At 71.8% G+C, this 15,437-nt stretch carries 13 protein-coding genes; 7 read left to right on the forward strand and 6 right to left on the reverse strand.

Annotated features, from left to right (window positions below):
- Positions 1 to 189 precede the first annotated feature (189 nt).
- Positions 190 to 1,128 carry a LysR family transcriptional regulator gene (locus ACQKQD_RS17660; protein ID WP_427509017.1) on the forward strand — a complete coding sequence of 313 codons (939 nt, stop codon included), beginning with the start codon at positions 190 to 192 and terminating at the stop codon, positions 1,126 to 1,128.
- 174 nt (positions 1,129 to 1,302) lie between these two features.
- On the opposite strand, the gene ACQKQD_RS17665 is transcribed toward ACQKQD_RS17660, so the two are convergent.
- The gene (locus ACQKQD_RS17665) at positions 1,303 to 2,790 is read right to left on the reverse strand and encodes a DUF2252 domain-containing protein (protein WP_427509018.1); all 1,488 of its coding nucleotides are present in this window, start codon (positions 2,788 to 2,790) and stop codon (positions 1,303 to 1,305) included.
- Between the two features lie 264 nt (positions 2,791 to 3,054).
- Here ACQKQD_RS17665 and ACQKQD_RS17670 point away from each other — a divergent pair, with 264 nt between their 5' ends.
- From ACQKQD_RS17670 to ACQKQD_RS17695, 6 genes are all read left to right on the forward strand, one after another.
- Positions 3,055 to 4,707: an acetolactate synthase large subunit gene (locus ACQKQD_RS17670; RefSeq protein ID WP_020095074.1), complete on the forward strand. Its 1,653-nt coding sequence runs from the start codon at positions 3,055 to 3,057 to the stop codon at positions 4,705 to 4,707.
- Positions 4,708 to 4,750: 43 nt separating this feature from the next.
- A complete protein-coding gene (locus ACQKQD_RS17675; RefSeq protein WP_100253700.1) occupies positions 4,751 to 5,926 on the forward strand; it encodes an iron-containing alcohol dehydrogenase in 1,176 nt (391 codons plus the stop codon).
- Between the two features lie 154 nt (positions 5,927 to 6,080).
- Complete coding sequence (locus ACQKQD_RS17680) at positions 6,081 to 6,911, forward strand: poly(R)-hydroxyalkanoic acid synthase subunit PhaE (protein ID WP_427509019.1); 831 nt, start codon at positions 6,081 to 6,083, stop codon at positions 6,909 to 6,911.
- Positions 6,904 to 8,034 carry a class III poly(R)-hydroxyalkanoic acid synthase subunit PhaC gene (gene phaC, locus ACQKQD_RS17685; protein ID WP_056527699.1) on the forward strand — a complete coding sequence of 377 codons (1,131 nt, stop codon included), beginning with the start codon at positions 6,904 to 6,906 and terminating at the stop codon, positions 8,032 to 8,034. The genes ACQKQD_RS17680 and phaC overlap by 8 nt, the downstream gene beginning before the upstream one ends.
- Positions 8,035 to 8,058: 24 nt before the next feature.
- Positions 8,059 to 10,071 carry an acyl CoA:acetate/3-ketoacid CoA transferase gene (locus ACQKQD_RS17690; RefSeq protein ID WP_427509020.1) on the forward strand — a complete coding sequence of 671 codons (2,013 nt, stop codon included), beginning with the start codon at positions 8,059 to 8,061 and terminating at the stop codon, positions 10,069 to 10,071.
- Positions 10,064 to 11,536, forward strand: coding sequence for an NAD-dependent succinate-semialdehyde dehydrogenase (locus ACQKQD_RS17695; RefSeq protein ID WP_427509021.1), 1,473 nt, complete (start codon positions 10,064 to 10,066; stop codon positions 11,534 to 11,536). The genes ACQKQD_RS17690 and ACQKQD_RS17695 overlap by 8 nt, the downstream gene beginning before the upstream one ends.
- Positions 11,537 to 11,617: 81 nt before the next feature.
- Here the strand turns inward: ACQKQD_RS17695 and ACQKQD_RS17700 are convergent, their stop codons facing one another.
- The 5 genes from ACQKQD_RS17700 to ACQKQD_RS17720 form a co-directional block, all read right to left on the reverse strand.
- Positions 11,618 to 11,908 (reverse strand): hypothetical protein, encoded by a 291-nt coding sequence (locus ACQKQD_RS17700; protein ID WP_427509022.1) that lies wholly within the window; start codon positions 11,906 to 11,908, stop codon positions 11,618 to 11,620.
- Between the two features lie 73 nt (positions 11,909 to 11,981).
- A complete protein-coding gene (locus ACQKQD_RS17705) occupies positions 11,982 to 12,908 on the reverse strand; it encodes an efflux RND transporter periplasmic adaptor subunit (RefSeq protein WP_427509023.1) in 927 nt (308 codons plus the stop codon).
- A complete protein-coding gene (locus ACQKQD_RS17710) occupies positions 12,905 to 13,114 on the reverse strand; it encodes a DUF1656 domain-containing protein (RefSeq protein WP_427509024.1) in 210 nt (69 codons plus the stop codon). Before ACQKQD_RS17710 ends, ACQKQD_RS17705 begins: the two co-directional genes overlap by 4 nt.
- Positions 13,111 to 15,159 (reverse strand): FUSC family protein, encoded by a 2,049-nt coding sequence (locus tag ACQKQD_RS17715; RefSeq protein ID WP_427509025.1) that lies wholly within the window; start codon positions 15,157 to 15,159, stop codon positions 13,111 to 13,113. Before ACQKQD_RS17715 ends, ACQKQD_RS17710 begins: the two co-directional genes overlap by 4 nt.
- On the reverse strand, positions 15,156 to 15,293 hold the full coding sequence (locus tag ACQKQD_RS17720; RefSeq protein WP_331299504.1) for a hypothetical protein: 138 nt from the start codon (positions 15,291 to 15,293) through the stop codon (positions 15,156 to 15,158). The genes ACQKQD_RS17715 and ACQKQD_RS17720 overlap by 4 nt, the downstream gene beginning before the upstream one ends.
- Positions 15,294 to 15,437: the final 144 nt, after the last annotated feature.

Here is a 15,437-nt window from a genome sequence, read left to right on the forward strand (position 1 = left end):
CGTCGCGCTGCTGGATTGCTTCGCTCCGCTCGCAAGGACGTCGGTGCCGAGAAACCATCGGCCGCGGGCACCGTCACGTGGGCCGAACCCTGCCGTCACTCCGGGACGCCGCGGCGCGACTTCGGGATGACGGGCAAGCCGACGCATCTGCTATGTCGGCACTCCGATCCTCCACCGAACGCGACGCCCGTGGCCATCGACCATATCGATCTCAGCCGGATCGACCTGAACCTGCTGGTCGCCCTCGACGCGCTGCTCGACGAGCGCAGCGTCACGCGGGCCGCCGCACGGGTCGGGATCGGCCAGTCAGCGATGAGCTCGAGCCTGGCCCGCCTGCGCCGCCTGTTCGACGACGAGCTCCTGACCCGGGCGCCGGACGGGATGCGGCCGACGCCCCGCGCCCTGAAGATCGCCGAGCCGCTGCGCGCCACCCTCCGGCAGGTGCAGGCGCTGGTGCACCGGGAGGAGCGGTTCGACCCGGCCACCGTCGAACGCGTCTTCACGGTGAGCCTGCCGGACAGCGTCGAGGCGCTGCTCGGGCCGCGGCTGATCGCGCAGCTCCGCCGGGACGCGCCCGGCATCCGGCTGCTGCTGCGCTCCGTCGACCGGACCCGCATCCTCGACGAGCTCGACGCCGACCGGGTCGACCTCGCCATCGGCCTGTTCTCGGAGGGGCAGCTCCACCACAAGCAGCGCCTCCTCTACCGGGACAGCTACGTGGTGCTGTTCAACGCCGCCCTGATCGGCCTGGAGCCGCCGATCGGGCTCGACGATTACCTGCGCTTCCCCCACGTGCTGACGTCCCTGCGCGAGACCGCCCACGGGGTCGTCGACGACGCCCTCGCGCTGATCGGGCGCTCGCGCACCCTGGCGGTGACGACCCCGCGCTTCCTCGTGGTCCCGTTCATGGTCCGCGCGGCGCCGGTGATCGCCACGATGCACGCCCGGCTCGCCACCTCCTTCGCCAGCGCCCTGGCGCTGAGCGTCAGCCCCGTGCCGGTGCCCCTCGACGACGTGCCCGTGTCGATGCTGTGGCACGCCTCCTACGACCACGACCCGGCCCACCGCTGGCTGCGGGACCTCCTGGTCCGGCTGGCCCACGAGCCGCCGGCGCCGGGCATCATCTGATACGCTTTCCGCTTGAACGCGACGGTCGACGCATTCCGTGCCGTCCTCACGAGCGGAGCGAAGTGACCCAGGACAGCGCGAGGCTGGCCGGCGTCGCGCGATCTGGATCGCTTCGCTCCGCTCGCGAGGACGGACGTGCGGACGGCATCGACCGGCCGCGAGCAGACCGCACCGTCACAGGCACGGATCCGCTGCGGCCTCCAGGCGGCCGCGCGCGATCGCCGCGCGGAACAGGGCGAAGTCGGCCGCATTGCGCTCCGCGTAGGCCGCGGCCCAGTCGGCGATCGCCCCGCTCAGGTCGTGGTGCTTGCCGCTGCCGCAATAGCCGGCGATCGCCGCCGCGTCCCCGGTCCGCGCGTGGGCGCGCGCCAGCAGCGTCCCGTAGGCGTACGAGAAGGTCAGGAGCGGCGCGCCGGACATCCGCGCCAGCGGGATCGCGCCCTTCAGGTTCTTCATCTGGCGCACGTAGAACGGCCGGCCCGCGATGCTGGTCCAGCCGAGCAGCGGGTCGCCCACCGCCTGGAGCAGGCGCTGGCCGTAGATCACCCGCTCGCCCTCGTGCCCGGAGAACGGCGCCGGCACGCCCGGCAGGTACGGCGCGTGCGCCGGTCGGACCGCTTCCTTGACCTGCAGGAAGAGCGCGTCGGCGTCGGAATTGCCGAACAGCAGGGCGAGGTAGGCCCGGGTCCCGACGCTGCCGACGCCGACGACGCGGTGGGCGACGTCGACCACGTGGTAGCGGTCGAGCATGAAGCGCCGCTCCCGCGGCAGGGTCTCGGCGTAGCGCTCCAGGCCGGTGACGACGCCCTCGCGGGTCGCCGCGTCCACGGGCGTCAGGATCGGCGCGTCGGTCTGCAATTGCCAGGTGCCGTCGGTGCGCCGCTCGGCCACCTGGGCGAGCAGGCTGCGGTTGTTGCGACGCCGCGCCTTGTCGACCGCCCGGCGGACCACGGCCCGGGCCTCCGCGTTCATTTGGAGCCCGGCGATGTGCGGGCCGTCGGCGCGGGTCGTCTGGTACCAGACGTCGAGGGAGCCCTGCGGCGCGAGGCGCCGCATCGTGTGCTGGTAGCCGGAGACCGCCTCCATGACGGCCGCCCGCCGCTCGCCCGCCGGCAGGCCCGCGTCGTCGGTGGCGACCGCCAGCCCGGCCGCGAGGCGCTTGAGGTCCCACTCCCACGGGCCGATCGTGACCTCGTCGAAATCGTTGAGGTCGAGGACGATGTCGCGCTGCGGCGTGCCGAACAGGCCGAAATTGTCGGTGTGCGCGTCGCCGTTCATCACGACGTCGATGCCGCTGCGCGGCCCGCGCGACAGGTCCCAGGCCATGACGTGCGCGGCCCCGCGCAGGAACGCGAAGGGCGAGCTCGCCATCCGGGCGACCCGTAGCGGGATCAGGTGCGGCTGGCGGCCCGCGTGGGCGGCCTCGATCAGGGCGACCGGGTCGGGCCGGTCGGGATCGGAAGCCAGCGCGGCCTGGCCCGCGTGGGGCACCTCGGCGCGCAGCCGCTTGCCGGCCTTGCGCCGCTTGTCCCAGGCCTCGACGCCCGCGCGGAGGTCGATCCGCGGGAAATCGGCGACCGGTGCCAGCACCGAGTCCACGGCCGGGGCATCCGCCTCCTGGTCCCCCGGCGGCACGGTCTTGTCGCTCTCGATGCGATCCATCGCTGTCCCATCGCGGCAGCCGGGTCGGCCCCGCCGGTGCGCTCGACCGGCCGGAAGCCGGGGCGGCGGACCGCACGTTAGCATCCGGCCGGCTCTGTGACGTCACGGGCCCGGACGGCCCTTGACCACCCTACAGGGGGGCCCTCTAACGAACCGAGTATTCGGGGGGTGTTCCTCCGTCTCGTGTCGTTCACGGCCTCGCGATCACAGTGCCGGAATCGACCCGGACGGCCGGGGAACACCGTTACATCAGCGAGACGTCGCATGCCCAAAGGTTCAGATCTCCTCGTCGCGGCCCTCGAGAACGAGGGCGTCGACCGCATCTTCGGGATTCCCGGGGAGGAGAACCTCGACGTCGTCGAATCTCTGCGCAACTCCAAGATCGAGCTGGTCCTGACCCGCCACGAGCAGGCGGCGAGCTTCATGGCCGCCACCCACGGCCGACTCACCGGCCGCCCCGGCGTCTGCCTCTCGACGCTCGGCCCGGGCGCCCTGAACTTCTCCACCGGCGCGGCCTACGCCCATCTCGGCGCCATGCCGATGATCATCATCACCGGCCAGAAGGGCATCCTGTCCTCGCGCCAGGCCAAGTTCCAGATCGTCGACGTGATCTCGTCGATGAAGCCGATCACCAAGATGGCCCGGCAGATCGTCTCGGCCTCCTCGATCCCCACCATCGTGCGCGACGCCTTCCGGGTCGCCACCGAGGAGCGGCCCGGCCCGGTGCTGCTGGAGCTGCCCGAGGACATCGCCTCCGAGGAGGCCGAGGCCGACCTCGTCCCCTCGCACCCGATCGACATCCCGGTCGCCCACCCGACCGCGATCGCGCGCGCCGCGGACATGATCCTGAAGGCCAAGCGCCCGCTGATCATGCTGGGCGCCGCCGCGAGCCGCCCCCGCGCCACCGGCGAGCTCGGCGGCTTCGTGCAGCGCACCGGCATCCCGTTCTTCACCACCCAGATGGGCAAGGGCACCGTCGCGGGCGGGACCGACCTCTACATGGGCACCGCGGCCCTCTCCGAGCGCGACTACGTCCACGAGGCGATCGATAAGGCCGACCTGATCATCGCCATCGGCCACGACACGATCGAGAAGCCGCCCTTCTTCATGGGCCAGGCCGACCAGAAGGTCGTCCACATCGGCTACATGCCGGCCAACGTCGAGCAGGTGTACTATCCGGATGCCGAGGTGGTCGGCGACCTCGGGCCGACGCTGAAGCTGCTGGCCGACAAGCTCGACGGCAAGCTCCCGAACGCGGGCGCGCTGCTGCACCTGCGCGAGCACATCCTCGGCCATATCGCCGATCGGGCCGGCGAGGACCGCTTCCCGGTGACGCCGCAGCGCCTCGTGCGCGACGTGCGCCGGGTGATCCCGGAGGACGGGATCGTGTGCCTCGACAACGGCATGTACAAGATCTGGTTCGCCCGGAACTACCGAACCTACGTCGCCAACACGCTGCTCCTCGACAACGCGCTGGCCACGATGGGCGCGGGCCTGCCCTCGGCCATGATGGCGGCGATGCTCTACCCGAAGCGGCGCGTGATGGCCGTCTGCGGCGACGGCGGGTTCATGATGAACAGCCAGGAGATGGAGACCGCCGTCCGGCTGAAGCTCAACCTCGTGGTGCTGGTGCTCGACGACTCGGCCTACGGGATGATCCGCTGGAAGCAGGCGGTCGACAAGTTCGCCGATTACGGCATGACCTTCAGCAACCCGGACTTCGTCCTCTACGCCAAGTCGTACGGGGCGACCGGCCACCGGGTCGAGTCGGTCAACGACCTCGTGCCGACGCTGGACCGGGCCTTCGCGGCGGGCGGGGTGCACCTCGTGGCGGTGCCGATCGACTACTCGGAGAACACCCGCGTGCTGGTCGACGAGCTGCGCGCCAAGGTGAAGGATTTCGAGCCGGCCGAGTGAGGCCGGTTTCGCAGATGGTCGGCACGCAAGACAGGGCAGCGCGATGAACCCGTTCACCTTCCAGACCACGCCGAACGTGCTGTTCGAGGCCGGCGCCGCGAAGAAGCTGCCGGAGATCGTCGGCAGCTTCGGGGCCAAGCGCGTCCTCCTCGTCACCGACAAGGGCGTGCGCAGCGCCGGCCTCACCCAGGCCGCCGAGGCGGCGCTGGCGGAAGCCGGCGTCACCCTCGACGTCTACGAGGACGTGGTCGCCGACCCGCCCTCGACGGTGATCGAGGCGGCGGCCAAGCGCGCCCGCGAGCTCGGGACCGACCTCGTCCTGTCGATCGGCGGCGGCTCGGCGCTCGATACCGCCAAGCTCGTGGCCTACCTCGCCAAGTCCGACGAGCCGCTCGACGCGATCTACGGCGTCGGCCTCGCCAAGGGCGACCGCCTGCCGCTGATCCTGGTGCCGACCACGGCCGGCACCGGCTCGGAGGTGACGCCGATCTCGATCGTCACGACGCCGACCACCGAGAAGAAGGGCGTCGTCGCGCCGAAGCTCCTGCCCGACTGGGCGGTGCTCGACCCGGAGCTGACGCTCGGCCTGCCGTCGCACGTCACCGCGGCGACCGGCATCGACGCCATGGTCCACGCCATCGAGGCCTTCACCAGCAAGAACAAGAAGAACCCGATCTCCGACCAGCTCGCCAAGCAGGCGCTGGCGCTGCTCTCGGCCAACATCCGGACCGCCTGCACGGACGGGAAGAACCTCGAGGCGCGCTCCGGCATGCTGCTCGGCTCGATGCTCGCCGGCATGGCCTTCGCCAACGCGCCGGTGGCGGCGGTGCACGCCCTGGCCTACCCGGTCGGCGCGATCTTCCACGTGCCGCACGGGCTCTCGAACGCCCTGGTGCTGATGGGGGTGATGCGCTTCAACCTCTCGCACGCTGAAGGACTCTACGCGGAGCTCGCTCCGATCCTCGACCCCGCGGCCGCCGACCTGCCGCGGTCCGAGGCCGCCAAGCGCTTCGTCGAGAGTCTCGACGCGATCTGCCGCGACTGCAAGGTGCCGGCCTCGCTCGCCGAGGTCGGTGTCGCCCGGCAGGACCTGGAGCGCATGGCCACCGACGCGATGAAGCAGACGCGGCTCCTCGTGAACAACCCGCGCGAGGTCACCTACGACGACGCCTTCGCGATCTACGCGGAAGCCCTCGGGGAAGCGCGACCGGCCGCGTGAGCGCGGGTCGCCGGCTACGTCATCGCGAGCGCAGCGAAGCGACCCAGGGAGACGCGCCGTCGTTGAGCATGGCGCTGCTGGATTGCTTCGCTTCGCTCGCAAAGACGGCGGGTTCGAAGACTTCAGCCCTGAGGCTGTGAGGAGAAACGCCAGCATGGACCAGTTCGACGCGTTCCGGGCGATGAGCGAGTTCTGGACGCGGGCCGGCGCGGGCTTCTTCACCCCGGGCGCCGGGCAGTCCGCGCCCGGGTTCGGCTGGCCGACCTTCCCGGGCGGCGACCTCGCAGATCTCGCCGCGGCGCAGGCCAAGCTGACCGAGGCCTGGACCGCCGCCAGCGCCCTCTCGCAGACGCTGACGCGCTCGCTCCAGGGCGGCCCCGGCGCGCCGGACCCGACCGCCGGAGCGGTGCTCGCCCGGATCTTCGATCCGCAGGCCTGGCTCGGCGGCTCGGCCGAGTTCGACGCGGCGCTGACCCGCATGGCCGAGGGCCCGCAGCTCGCCGACCTGTGGCAGACCGAGCGGCGCTACGCGGCCCTGTTCACCGCCTGGGCGAGCCTGCGGCGGGCGCAGAGCGAGCATCAGGCGGTGATGCTGCAGGCCTGGACGCGGGCGGCCGGGACCTTCGCCCAGGAGGCCAACGCCCGCGCCGAAAACGGCGAGAGCTTCGCCTCCGCCCGGGACATGATGAGCCGGTGGATCGAGACCGCCAACGCGGTCCTGCTGGAGGTCCAGCGCTCCGACGCGTTCCTGACCTCGCAGCGGGCCGTGCTCCGGGCCTCGACCGACCTGCGCCTCGCCCAGCAGGACGTCGCGGCGTTCCTGTCCGAGTTCTACGGCCAGCCGACCCGGGCCGAGCTCGACGACGTCCACAAGAGCCTCACTGAGCTGCGCCGGGAGGTCCGGGCGCTGCGCCGGGAGCGCCGGCAGGCCGGCAAAATCGCGAAGGCGGGTGGTTCACAGGTCGGGGAGGACGCCCATGGCTGATCAGGAGAAGCCGAAGGGGCCGGCCGCCCCGCTGAATCTCACCCCGGCCGCGTTGCTGGCCGAGGTCGGCACCCTCGGCCGCCGCATCAGCGAGGGCGCCAGGCTGTTCGCCGATGTCAGCGACGCCGATGTCGAGATCGCCACCACGCCGAAGGACCTGGTCTGGAGCCAGGACAAGGTCAGCCTCTACCGCTACCGGCCGCTCGCCGAGAGCAAGGGCCTGCCGCCGGTGCTGATCGTCTACGGGCTGATCGGCCGCTACACGATGGCCGACCTTCAGGAGGACCGCTCGCTGGTCCGCAACCTGCTGAATCTCGGCCTCGACCTCTACGTGGTCGACTGGGGCAATCCGGGCCGGGCCGACCGCTACGTCACCATCGACGATTACGTGGACGGCTACCTCGCCGAGTGCGTCGCCTTCATCCAGGAGGCGGCCGGGCGGGATAAGGTCAGCCTGCTCGGCATCTGCGAGGGCGGCGTCTTCACCACCTGCTACGCGGCGCTCTACCCCGAGACCGTCAACGCGATGGTGCTGACGATCACGCCGATCGACTTCCACGCCGACACGCGGGAGAACCGGGCCGGCCACGGCTTCATCAATGTCTGGACGCGGTCGCTCACGCCCGAGGATGTCGACCGGCTGATCGAGGCGCAGGGGTCGCTGCCCGGCGCCTTCATGGGCTCGGTGTTCTCGATGATGACGCCGATGCGGACCATGACGAAGTACAACCTCGACCTGCTCGACGCCCTCGACGACAAGAAGAAGTTCCTGAACTTCCTCCGCATGGAGAAGTGGATCGCCGACCGTCCGGACCATCCCGGCGAGGCCGCCAAGCAGTGGCTGAAGGACCTCTACCAGGACAACAAGCTGGTCGAGAGCGCCTTCGAGCTCGGCGGCCGGCGGGTGGACCTGAAGGCCATCACCTGCCCGGTGCTGAACGTCTTCGCCCAGGACGACCACATCATCCCGCCGGCCACCTCGCAGGCGCTGAAGGATAAGATCGGCACCACCGACTACACCGAGATGGGGCTGCCCGGCGGCCATGTCGGCGTCTTCGTCGGCGGCAAGGCACAGAAGCTGCTGGGCTCAGGCATCGCCGACTGGCTCGGCAAGCGGGGATAACGTGCAGGCTCGGGGGAGTGCCGCATGGGCAGCCTGAAGAACAAGATCGTCAGCGCCGACGAGGCCGCCGCCATCCTGCAGGACGGCGACATGGTCGCGGTCTCGGGCTTCGTCGGGATCGGCACGCCCGACGAGCTGATCCTGGCGCTCGCCCGCCGCTTCGAGGCCGGCAACGGCCCGCACGGGATCGGCCTGATGTTCGCCGCCGCCCCCGGCGACGGCAAGGAGCGCGGCCTCAACAAGCTCGCGATCCCGGGCCTCGTCCGCCGCGTCGTCGGCGGCCACTGGGCGCTCGTGCCGAAGCTCGGCGCCATGGCGGTGGCGGGCGAGATCGAGGCCTACAACTTGCCGCTCGGCGTGGTCTCGCACCTCTACCGCGAGATCGCCGCCCACACGCCGGGCCACATTACCAAGGTAGGCCTGCGCACCTTCGTCGACCCGCGCTTGGAGGGCGGCAAGCTCAACGCCGTGACGCAGGAAGACCTCGTCAGCGTGGTCGAGCTCGGCGGCGAATCCTGGCTCCACTACAAGGCCTTCCCGGTCAACGTCGCGCTGATCCGCGGCACCACGGCCGACCCCGCCGGCAACATCACCATGGAGCGCGAGGCGCTCACCCTCGACAACCTCGCGGCCGCCATGGCGGCGAAGAATTCCGGCGGTTTCGTCATCGCCCAGGTCGAGCGGCTCGCCGAGGCCGGCTCGCTCAACCCGCGCGAGGTGCAGGTGCCCGGCGTGCTGGTCGATTGCGTGGTGCTCAGCACGCCCGAGAACCACCGTCAGACCTACGGCACGCCCTACAACCACGCCTTCACGGGCCGCCAGCGCGTGCCGCTCGACCGGATCGCCCCGATGCCGCTCGACACCCGCAAGGTCATCGCCCGGCGCTGCGCCTTCGAGCTGCCGCCCGGCGGTGTGGTCAATCTCGGCATCGGCATGCCCGAGGGCGTCGCGGCGGTCGCCGCCGAGGAGCGGGTGCTCAAGTACCTGACGCTCACCGCCGAGCCGGGCGTGATCGGTGGCCTGCCGCAGGGTGGGCTGGATTTCGGCGCCGCCCTCAACCCGGCCGCCGTGCTGCACCAGAACCAGCAGTTCGACTTCTACGACGGCGGCGGCCTCGATCTCGCCTGCCTGGGCCTCGCCCAGTGCGACGCCGAGGGCAACGTCAACGTCAGCCGGTTCGGCAAGAAGCTCGCGGGCGCGGGCGGGTTCATCAACATCTCGCAGAACGCCAAGAGCCTCGTCTTCGCCGGCACGTTCACGGCCGACGGCCTCAAGGTGGCGGTGGAGGACGGCGGCATCCGGATCCTCAGCGAGGGCCGCTCGCGGAAATTCATCGCCGCGGTCGAGCAGGTGACCTTCTCGGGGGCCTACGCGGCCGAGCGCGGCCAGCCGGTGCTCTACGTGACCGAGCGCTGCGTGTTCCGCCGGACGCGGGCCGGCATGGAGCTGGTCGAGGTCGCGCCGGGCATCGATATCGCGCGCGACATCCTCGGTCAGATGGGCTTCACCCCGATCGTGCAGGATCCGCAGCCGATGGATCCGCGCCTGTTCCGCGAGTCCGTGATGGCGCTGGAGCCCTGGCTGCTGGGCCTCTCGCTGTCGGAGCGGATCAGCTACGACCCGGAGCGCAACATCCTGTTCTCGAACCTCGAGGGCTTCCAGGTCCGGACCATCGACGACGTCGAGCTGGTGCGCCGCGAATACGAGCGCGCCTGCCAGGAGATCGGCAGGAAGGTCCACCTGATCGCCAATTACGACGGGTTCGAGATCGACCCGACGGTGAGCGACGCCTACTTCTCGGCGATCGCCTATCTCGAAAACCGCTATTACGAGACCGCGTCCCGGTATACCACGAGCGCGTTCTTGCGATTGAAACTCGGCGCCTCGTTGGCGAGCCGCGACCTGGCTCCCCATGTCTTCGAGACAAAAGCCGAGGCGCAGGCGAGGAATACGGCCCAGAGCGTGCCTCTCAAGCCGCGGCCCGGCATGTCCCAGCCCGACATGCCGCGGCCGCCGAAGGAACCGTTGGATGCCTGAGTTCGAGACCCCCTCCCTGAAGGACCGCGCCCTGCTGGTCGATGCCTGCCTGATCGGCGGCGCATGGTCGAAGGCCGGTTCCGGCAGCATCGACGTCACCAACCCGGCGACCGGCGCGCTGATCGCCAAGGTGCCGAATGCCGGCGCCGACGAGACCCGGCAGGCGATCAAGGCAGCGCACGAGGCCTACCCGGCGTGGCGCGCCAAGACCGCCAACGAGCGCGCCGTGCTGCTGCGCAAGCTCGCGGCGCTCGTGACCGAGCATCAGGAGGATCTCGCGCAGATCCTCACCGCCGAGCAGGGCAAGTCGCTGACGGAGGCCCGCGGCGAGGTCGCCATGTCGGCGGCCTACGTGCTGTGGTTCGCGGAGGAGGCGCGCCGCGTCTACGGCGACGTGGTCCCCTCCCCCTGGGGCGACCGCAAGATCCTCGTCACCAAGGAGCCGGTCGGCGTCGTGGCGGCGATCACGCCGTGGAACTTCCCGTCCTCGATGATCGCCCGCAAGATCGCCCCGGCTCTGGCCGCCGGCTGCCCGATCGTGATCAAGCCCGCCTCGCAGACCCCGCTCTCGGGCCTCGCCTGGGGCGTCCTGTGCGAGCGCGCCGGCTTCCCGGCCGGCACGGTCTCGATCCTCACCGGCTCGGCCCGGGCGATCGGCGCCGAGATGACCGGCAACCCGCTCGTCAAGAAGATCACGTTCACCGGCTCCACCGAGGTCGGCAAGGTACTGCTGGAGCAGGCCGCCCACACGGTGAAGAAGGTCTCGATGGAGCTCGGCGGCAACGCGCCCTTCATCGTGTTCGACGACGCCGACCTCGACAAGGCGGTGGCGGGCGCGATGCTGGCCAAATACCGCAATTCCGGCCAGACCTGCATCTGCACCAACCGCTTCCTGGTGCAGGACGGGATCTACGACGCCTTCGCGGAGAAGATGGCCGAGGCGGCCAACCGCCTGAAGGTCGGCAACGGCGTCGAGGACGGCGTCGCCCAGGGGCCGCTGATCGACATGGCGGCGGTGGAGAAGACCGAGGCCCATATCCGCGACGCCGTCGAGAAGGGCGGCCGGGTGGTCGCGGGCGGTCACCGCCACGCGCTGGGCGGCCAGTTCTTCGAGCCGACGGTGATCACCGGCGCCACCCCCGCCATGGCGGTGGCTCGGGAGGAGACCTTCGGGCCGCTGGCGCCGCTGTTCCGCTTCCGCGACGAGGCGGAGGCGATCCGCATGGCCAACGACACCGAGTACGGGCTCGCCTGCTACTTCTACACCCGCGACCTCGGCCGGACCTTCCGGGTCGCGGAGGCGCTGGAATACGGCATGGTCGGGATCAACGAGGGGATCATCACCACCGAGGTGGCGCCCTTCGGCGGCGTGAAGGAATCCGGCCTCGGCCGCGAGGGCTCGTACCAGGGCATCGAGGATTACCTGAACACCAAGTACCTGTGCGTGGGCGGCCTCGGCGCGTAGGGCCGGGGCACACGCCGGTCCGGATCGGGACCTGACGGGTTCTCCCTCCCCCGCGCAGGTGGGAGGGAGAACCGGCGGGGCCTACTTCCCGCTGGGCGCAGCGCCGCTGCCGGTAGCGCCGTTGCCCGAGCTGCTGCCGGCGGGGGCGCCGGGCGTGCTGACCCGCGGGCCGCCGCTGGTGCCGGGCGCCATGCCGGCGCCGGTAGACCCGGTGCTCTCCATGGACCCGGCCCCCGTCCCGGTGCCGCCCACCGCGCCGGACTTGTTGACGTTGCCCTGGTTGGCGCCGCCGGTCTGCGGCGCCTGAGCGAGCGCCGCGCCGGACGTGGCGAGAACGACGGACGTGGCGAGGGCGAGGATCGTCTTCGACATGGGGCCTCCTGACAGGTCGTTGGGCTGTGGTGTGAGGCCAACCCGGGCGCGCCCGGATGGTTCGGTCGCGCCTTCAGCGGGCGAGCGCCTCGCGCCACGCCGTCCAGGGCCAGCGCAGGGGTTCCCCGCCGGCCGCCGGCGCGATCGAGACCGTCGCGGTCCGGCCGCTCACCAACCGCGGATCCGCCGTGCCGCCGTCGAGGCTGATCCGCACCGGGATGCGCTGGGCGAGGCGCACCCACGAGAAGGTCGGGTTCACGTTCGCGAGCAGGTTGGAGGCGTCGCTGCGGCCGGTCTCGCCGATGCCGCCGGCGATGCTGGCGACGTGGCCGCGGAGCGCCCCGTCCTCGCCCATGAGCTCGACGGTCACGGGCGCGCCGACGCGGATCCGCGGCAGCTTCGTCTCCTCGAAGTAGCCCTCGACCCGGACGGTGTCGCTGTCGATCAGCGCCATGACGCCGCGTCCGGTGGTGACGTAGGCGCCCGGCCGCAGCTCCATGTTGGTGATCCGGCCGTTGACCGGGGCGCGCACCGCCGAGCGCTCCAGGTTGAGCTTGGCGAGGTCGCGATCCGCCAGGCCCTGCTCGTAGGCGGCCCGCGCCGACAGGTCGGCCGCCTTGGCGGCCTCGACCCGCTGCTGCGACACCGCCGCGTCGGAGAGCCTGCTGTAGCGGGCGTAGTCGGCCGCCTCCTGCTCGGCGGTCGCCTTGCGGCCCTCCACCATCGCCTCCGCCTGCCGCAGCCCCAGGCGGAACCGGTCCGGATCGATCCGGAACAGGATGTCGCCCTTCCGCACGACCTGATTGTCCTCCACCAGCACCTCGGTGACGAGGCCGGAGACGTCGGGGGCCACCGCCACCACGTCGGCGCGCACGCGCCCGTCCCGGGTCCAGGGGGCGTCCATGTAATAGTCCCACAGGCCGAGGCCGACGATCAGCGCCGCGGCGACCATGCCGAGGGTGACTAGGAGGCGGCCGACGGCGGAGAACAGGGCGGTCATGGCAGGGTCCGGTGGGCGAGGGTCACCACGCCGCCGAGCAGGACGACGTAGAGGGCGAGGTCGAAGAGCGGCCGGTGCCAGACGAGGCGGTAGAGGCCGGTCGCCGCGAGCAGGTGGCGCAGCGGCAGGCCGAGGGCGAAGGCCAGCGCCATCCAGAGGGCGAGGCCCGGCACGAACACGCCGCAGAGGTCGATCTCGCCCATCATGCCGCCATCTCCCGGTGGTCCAGGGCTGGCGCCGCCCGGTAGGCCGGCGCGTCGGCGAAGAGCCCGCGGCGCAGGCCGGTGAGGCCGATCAGGGCGGCGCGCCGCTCCGGCGACGGGGCCGCGCCCGCGACGGCGTCGAGCGCCTCGTCCAGCGCCGCGAGCAGCGCCGCGTCCGGCCGGTCGGTCCGGCCGCGCAGCTGGCGCGCCGCCAGCGCGAGGACCCGGTCGACGGTGCTGCGGGCCGGGCCCGTCAGCTGCCGGCGCACCCGGCGGACCTCCACGAGGTTGATGCCCACCCGGACATCGGCCAGCAGGTCGCCCACGGAGGCGGACGTGTCCGCGGGCAGGCTCGCCAGCCGCGGCGCGATCAGGCCGACGCGGTCGAGCATGAGGGCCGCGAGTTCGAGCCCGTGGCCGGTGCCGCGCCCGTCCGCGGCGGCCGCGAGGCTGCGCCGGTTGATCCCGATCAGCCGCCGCGCGCTCCAGCCGGCGCCGACCGAGCGGATCACCCGGGTCACCGCGGCGGCGATCCACATGCCCACCACCGAGGCGATCACCCCGTTGGCGAAGGGCGCGAAGTCCCCGCTGTAGCCGTTCTGGAGGGCCAGCAGGGTCGCGCCGTTCAGCGCCGCGCCCATGCCCATCGGGGCGGTGCGCGGCTGCGTCATCATCAGGCCGCACAGGATCAGGGCCGGCGCGAGCGCGAGGGCCAGCATCTCGAAGGAGGTGGCGAGCGGCAGCACGGCGAACAGGTAGAGGCCCGCGCCGAGGGCGCCGACGATCGCCGAGTTGGCAAAGCTCAGGATCTGCGGCGCGGGATCGTCCTGCGCGGCGAACAGGCAGCAGGCGACCGCGCCCATCATCGGCGCCGCGGAGCCGTCCGGCCAGCCGGTGGCGATCCAGATGGCGCAGCAGGCGAGCAGGCCCGCGAACACCCCGAAGGCCGAGAACGCGGCCAGCCCGTGGTCCCGGTGGCGGATCGACCGGACGCGGGCCGTGTAGGCGAAGGCGAGCGGCGCGCGGGGCGCGGTGCCGGCCGCGAGGTGGCCGCGCAGTGCCCGCAGATCCTGGCGCAGGTCGATGACGTCGCGCAGGCGCGCCGCGAGGCTCGCGAGGAGGAGCGTGTTCCAGTCCGGCGCCCGGCCGAGGGCGGGCTCGAACCCGTCGATCCGGTCGCGCAGCCGCGCGGCGCGATCCGGATCGTCGACCTCGTCGGCGAGCCAGGCGATGAGGTCCGACAGGAAGGCCCGGACCCGCGCCGGAACAGCGCCGGCTTGCTCGAGGGCGGCGACGCGGTCCGCCACGGCGGCGACGATCGGCAGGACCATCAGCATGTGCTGACGGAGGGGCGCGAAGGCCTCGGCGGCGCGCTCCGCGCCCGTCGCCTCGTTGCGCAGGGCGAGGCCGAGGGCGTCGAGGCCGATCGCGTCCGAGGCGAGGCGCAGGCGCCGGCCCTGGCTCGGCCCAACGGCCTCCGGCGCGCGGGCGGCCGCGAGGGCGCTCCGGATCCAGGCCCGGGCCTCCGCCGACCAGTCGTTCAGCCGTCCGACGATGAGCGGGGCCGCCGATTGCGGCAGGATCAGCGTGGCGGCGAGGCTGGCGCAGACGATGCCGAGGGAGATCTCCTCGGCCCGCGCCACCGCCGTGTCGAAGATCGCCCCGGGATCGTCGACGGCGGGGAAACCGATCAGCGCCGCCGTGTAGCCGGCGAGCATCGGCAGGTAGCTCGCGGGGGTCCGGTCGAGGAGGGAGACGTAGAGGCAGAGCGCGACCCACAGCGCCACCGCGAGGCTCAGCAGGATCGGCGCGTTCACGAGGTTCGGCACCAGCACGACGCTGACCGCCGCGCCGAGCACGGTGCCGCAGACCCGGTAGGCGGCCTTCGCGCGCGTCGCGCCGGAGAGGACCTGGCTGGTGATGTAGACGGTGCCGAGGGCCCAGTAGGGCCGCGGCAGGTCGATCCAGAGCGCGAGGTACAGGGCGAGCATCGCCGCCGCGTAGGTCTTCAGCGCGAAGGCCCAGTCGCGCCATCCGGGGAGGGTCACGACACCGGCTCCGGCTTGTGCGCCTCCGCGGCCCCGACGGCGGAGCGGCGCCGGTGGCGGCCGGTGGTCAGGGGGGCGGGGGTGAAGGCCTGCTGGACTCGCCCCAGCGTCGTCGGACCATCGATGCCGGTCACAACCTGATCCACCGTCGCGAGGAGCCGGCGAGGTCACCGGATCAATCGGCTCGCACGCCGATAGATAGCTTCATATCGATCTCGATTGAGGGATGCCGCGAGGGGGTCAGGGCTGCGTCAGATGAATGAGTCGACCCATGACTT

Origin of the sequence: Methylobacterium sp. NPDC080182, from assembly GCF_050281105.1 — a bacterium.
In the GTDB taxonomy this organism is placed as follows: Bacteria; Pseudomonadota; Alphaproteobacteria; order Rhizobiales; family Beijerinckiaceae; genus Methylobacterium.

Excerpts from the sequence above, each read along its gene's own strand:
- ACQKQD_RS17675 (WP_100253700.1), top strand. The coding sequence starts at position 4,751 with ATGAACCCGTTCACCTTCCAGACCACGCCGAACGTGCTGTTCGAGGCC.
- ACQKQD_RS17695 (WP_427509021.1), top strand. The coding sequence starts at position 10,064 with ATGCCTGAGTTCGAGACCCCCTCCCTGAAGGACCGCGCCCTGCTGGTC.
- ACQKQD_RS17665 (WP_427509018.1), bottom strand. The coding sequence starts at position 2,790 with ATGGATCGCATCGAGAGCGACAAGACCGTGCCGCCGGGGGACCAGGAG.
- ACQKQD_RS17670 (WP_020095074.1), top strand. The coding sequence starts at position 3,055 with ATGCCCAAAGGTTCAGATCTCCTCGTCGCGGCCCTCGAGAACGAGGGC.
- ACQKQD_RS17710 (WP_427509024.1), bottom strand. The coding sequence starts at position 13,114 with ATGATGGGCGAGATCGACCTCTGCGGCGTGTTCGTGCCGGGCCTCGCC.
- ACQKQD_RS17680 (WP_427509019.1), top strand. The coding sequence starts at position 6,081 with ATGGACCAGTTCGACGCGTTCCGGGCGATGAGCGAGTTCTGGACGCGG.
- ACQKQD_RS17700 (WP_427509022.1), bottom strand. The coding sequence starts at position 11,908 with ATGTCGAAGACGATCCTCGCCCTCGCCACGTCCGTCGTTCTCGCCACG.
- ACQKQD_RS17690 (WP_427509020.1), top strand. The coding sequence starts at position 8,059 with ATGGGCAGCCTGAAGAACAAGATCGTCAGCGCCGACGAGGCCGCCGCC.
- phaC (WP_056527699.1), top strand. The coding sequence starts at position 6,904 with ATGGCTGATCAGGAGAAGCCGAAGGGGCCGGCCGCCCCGCTGAATCTC.
- ACQKQD_RS17705 (WP_427509023.1), bottom strand. The coding sequence starts at position 12,908 with ATGACCGCCCTGTTCTCCGCCGTCGGCCGCCTCCTAGTCACCCTCGGC.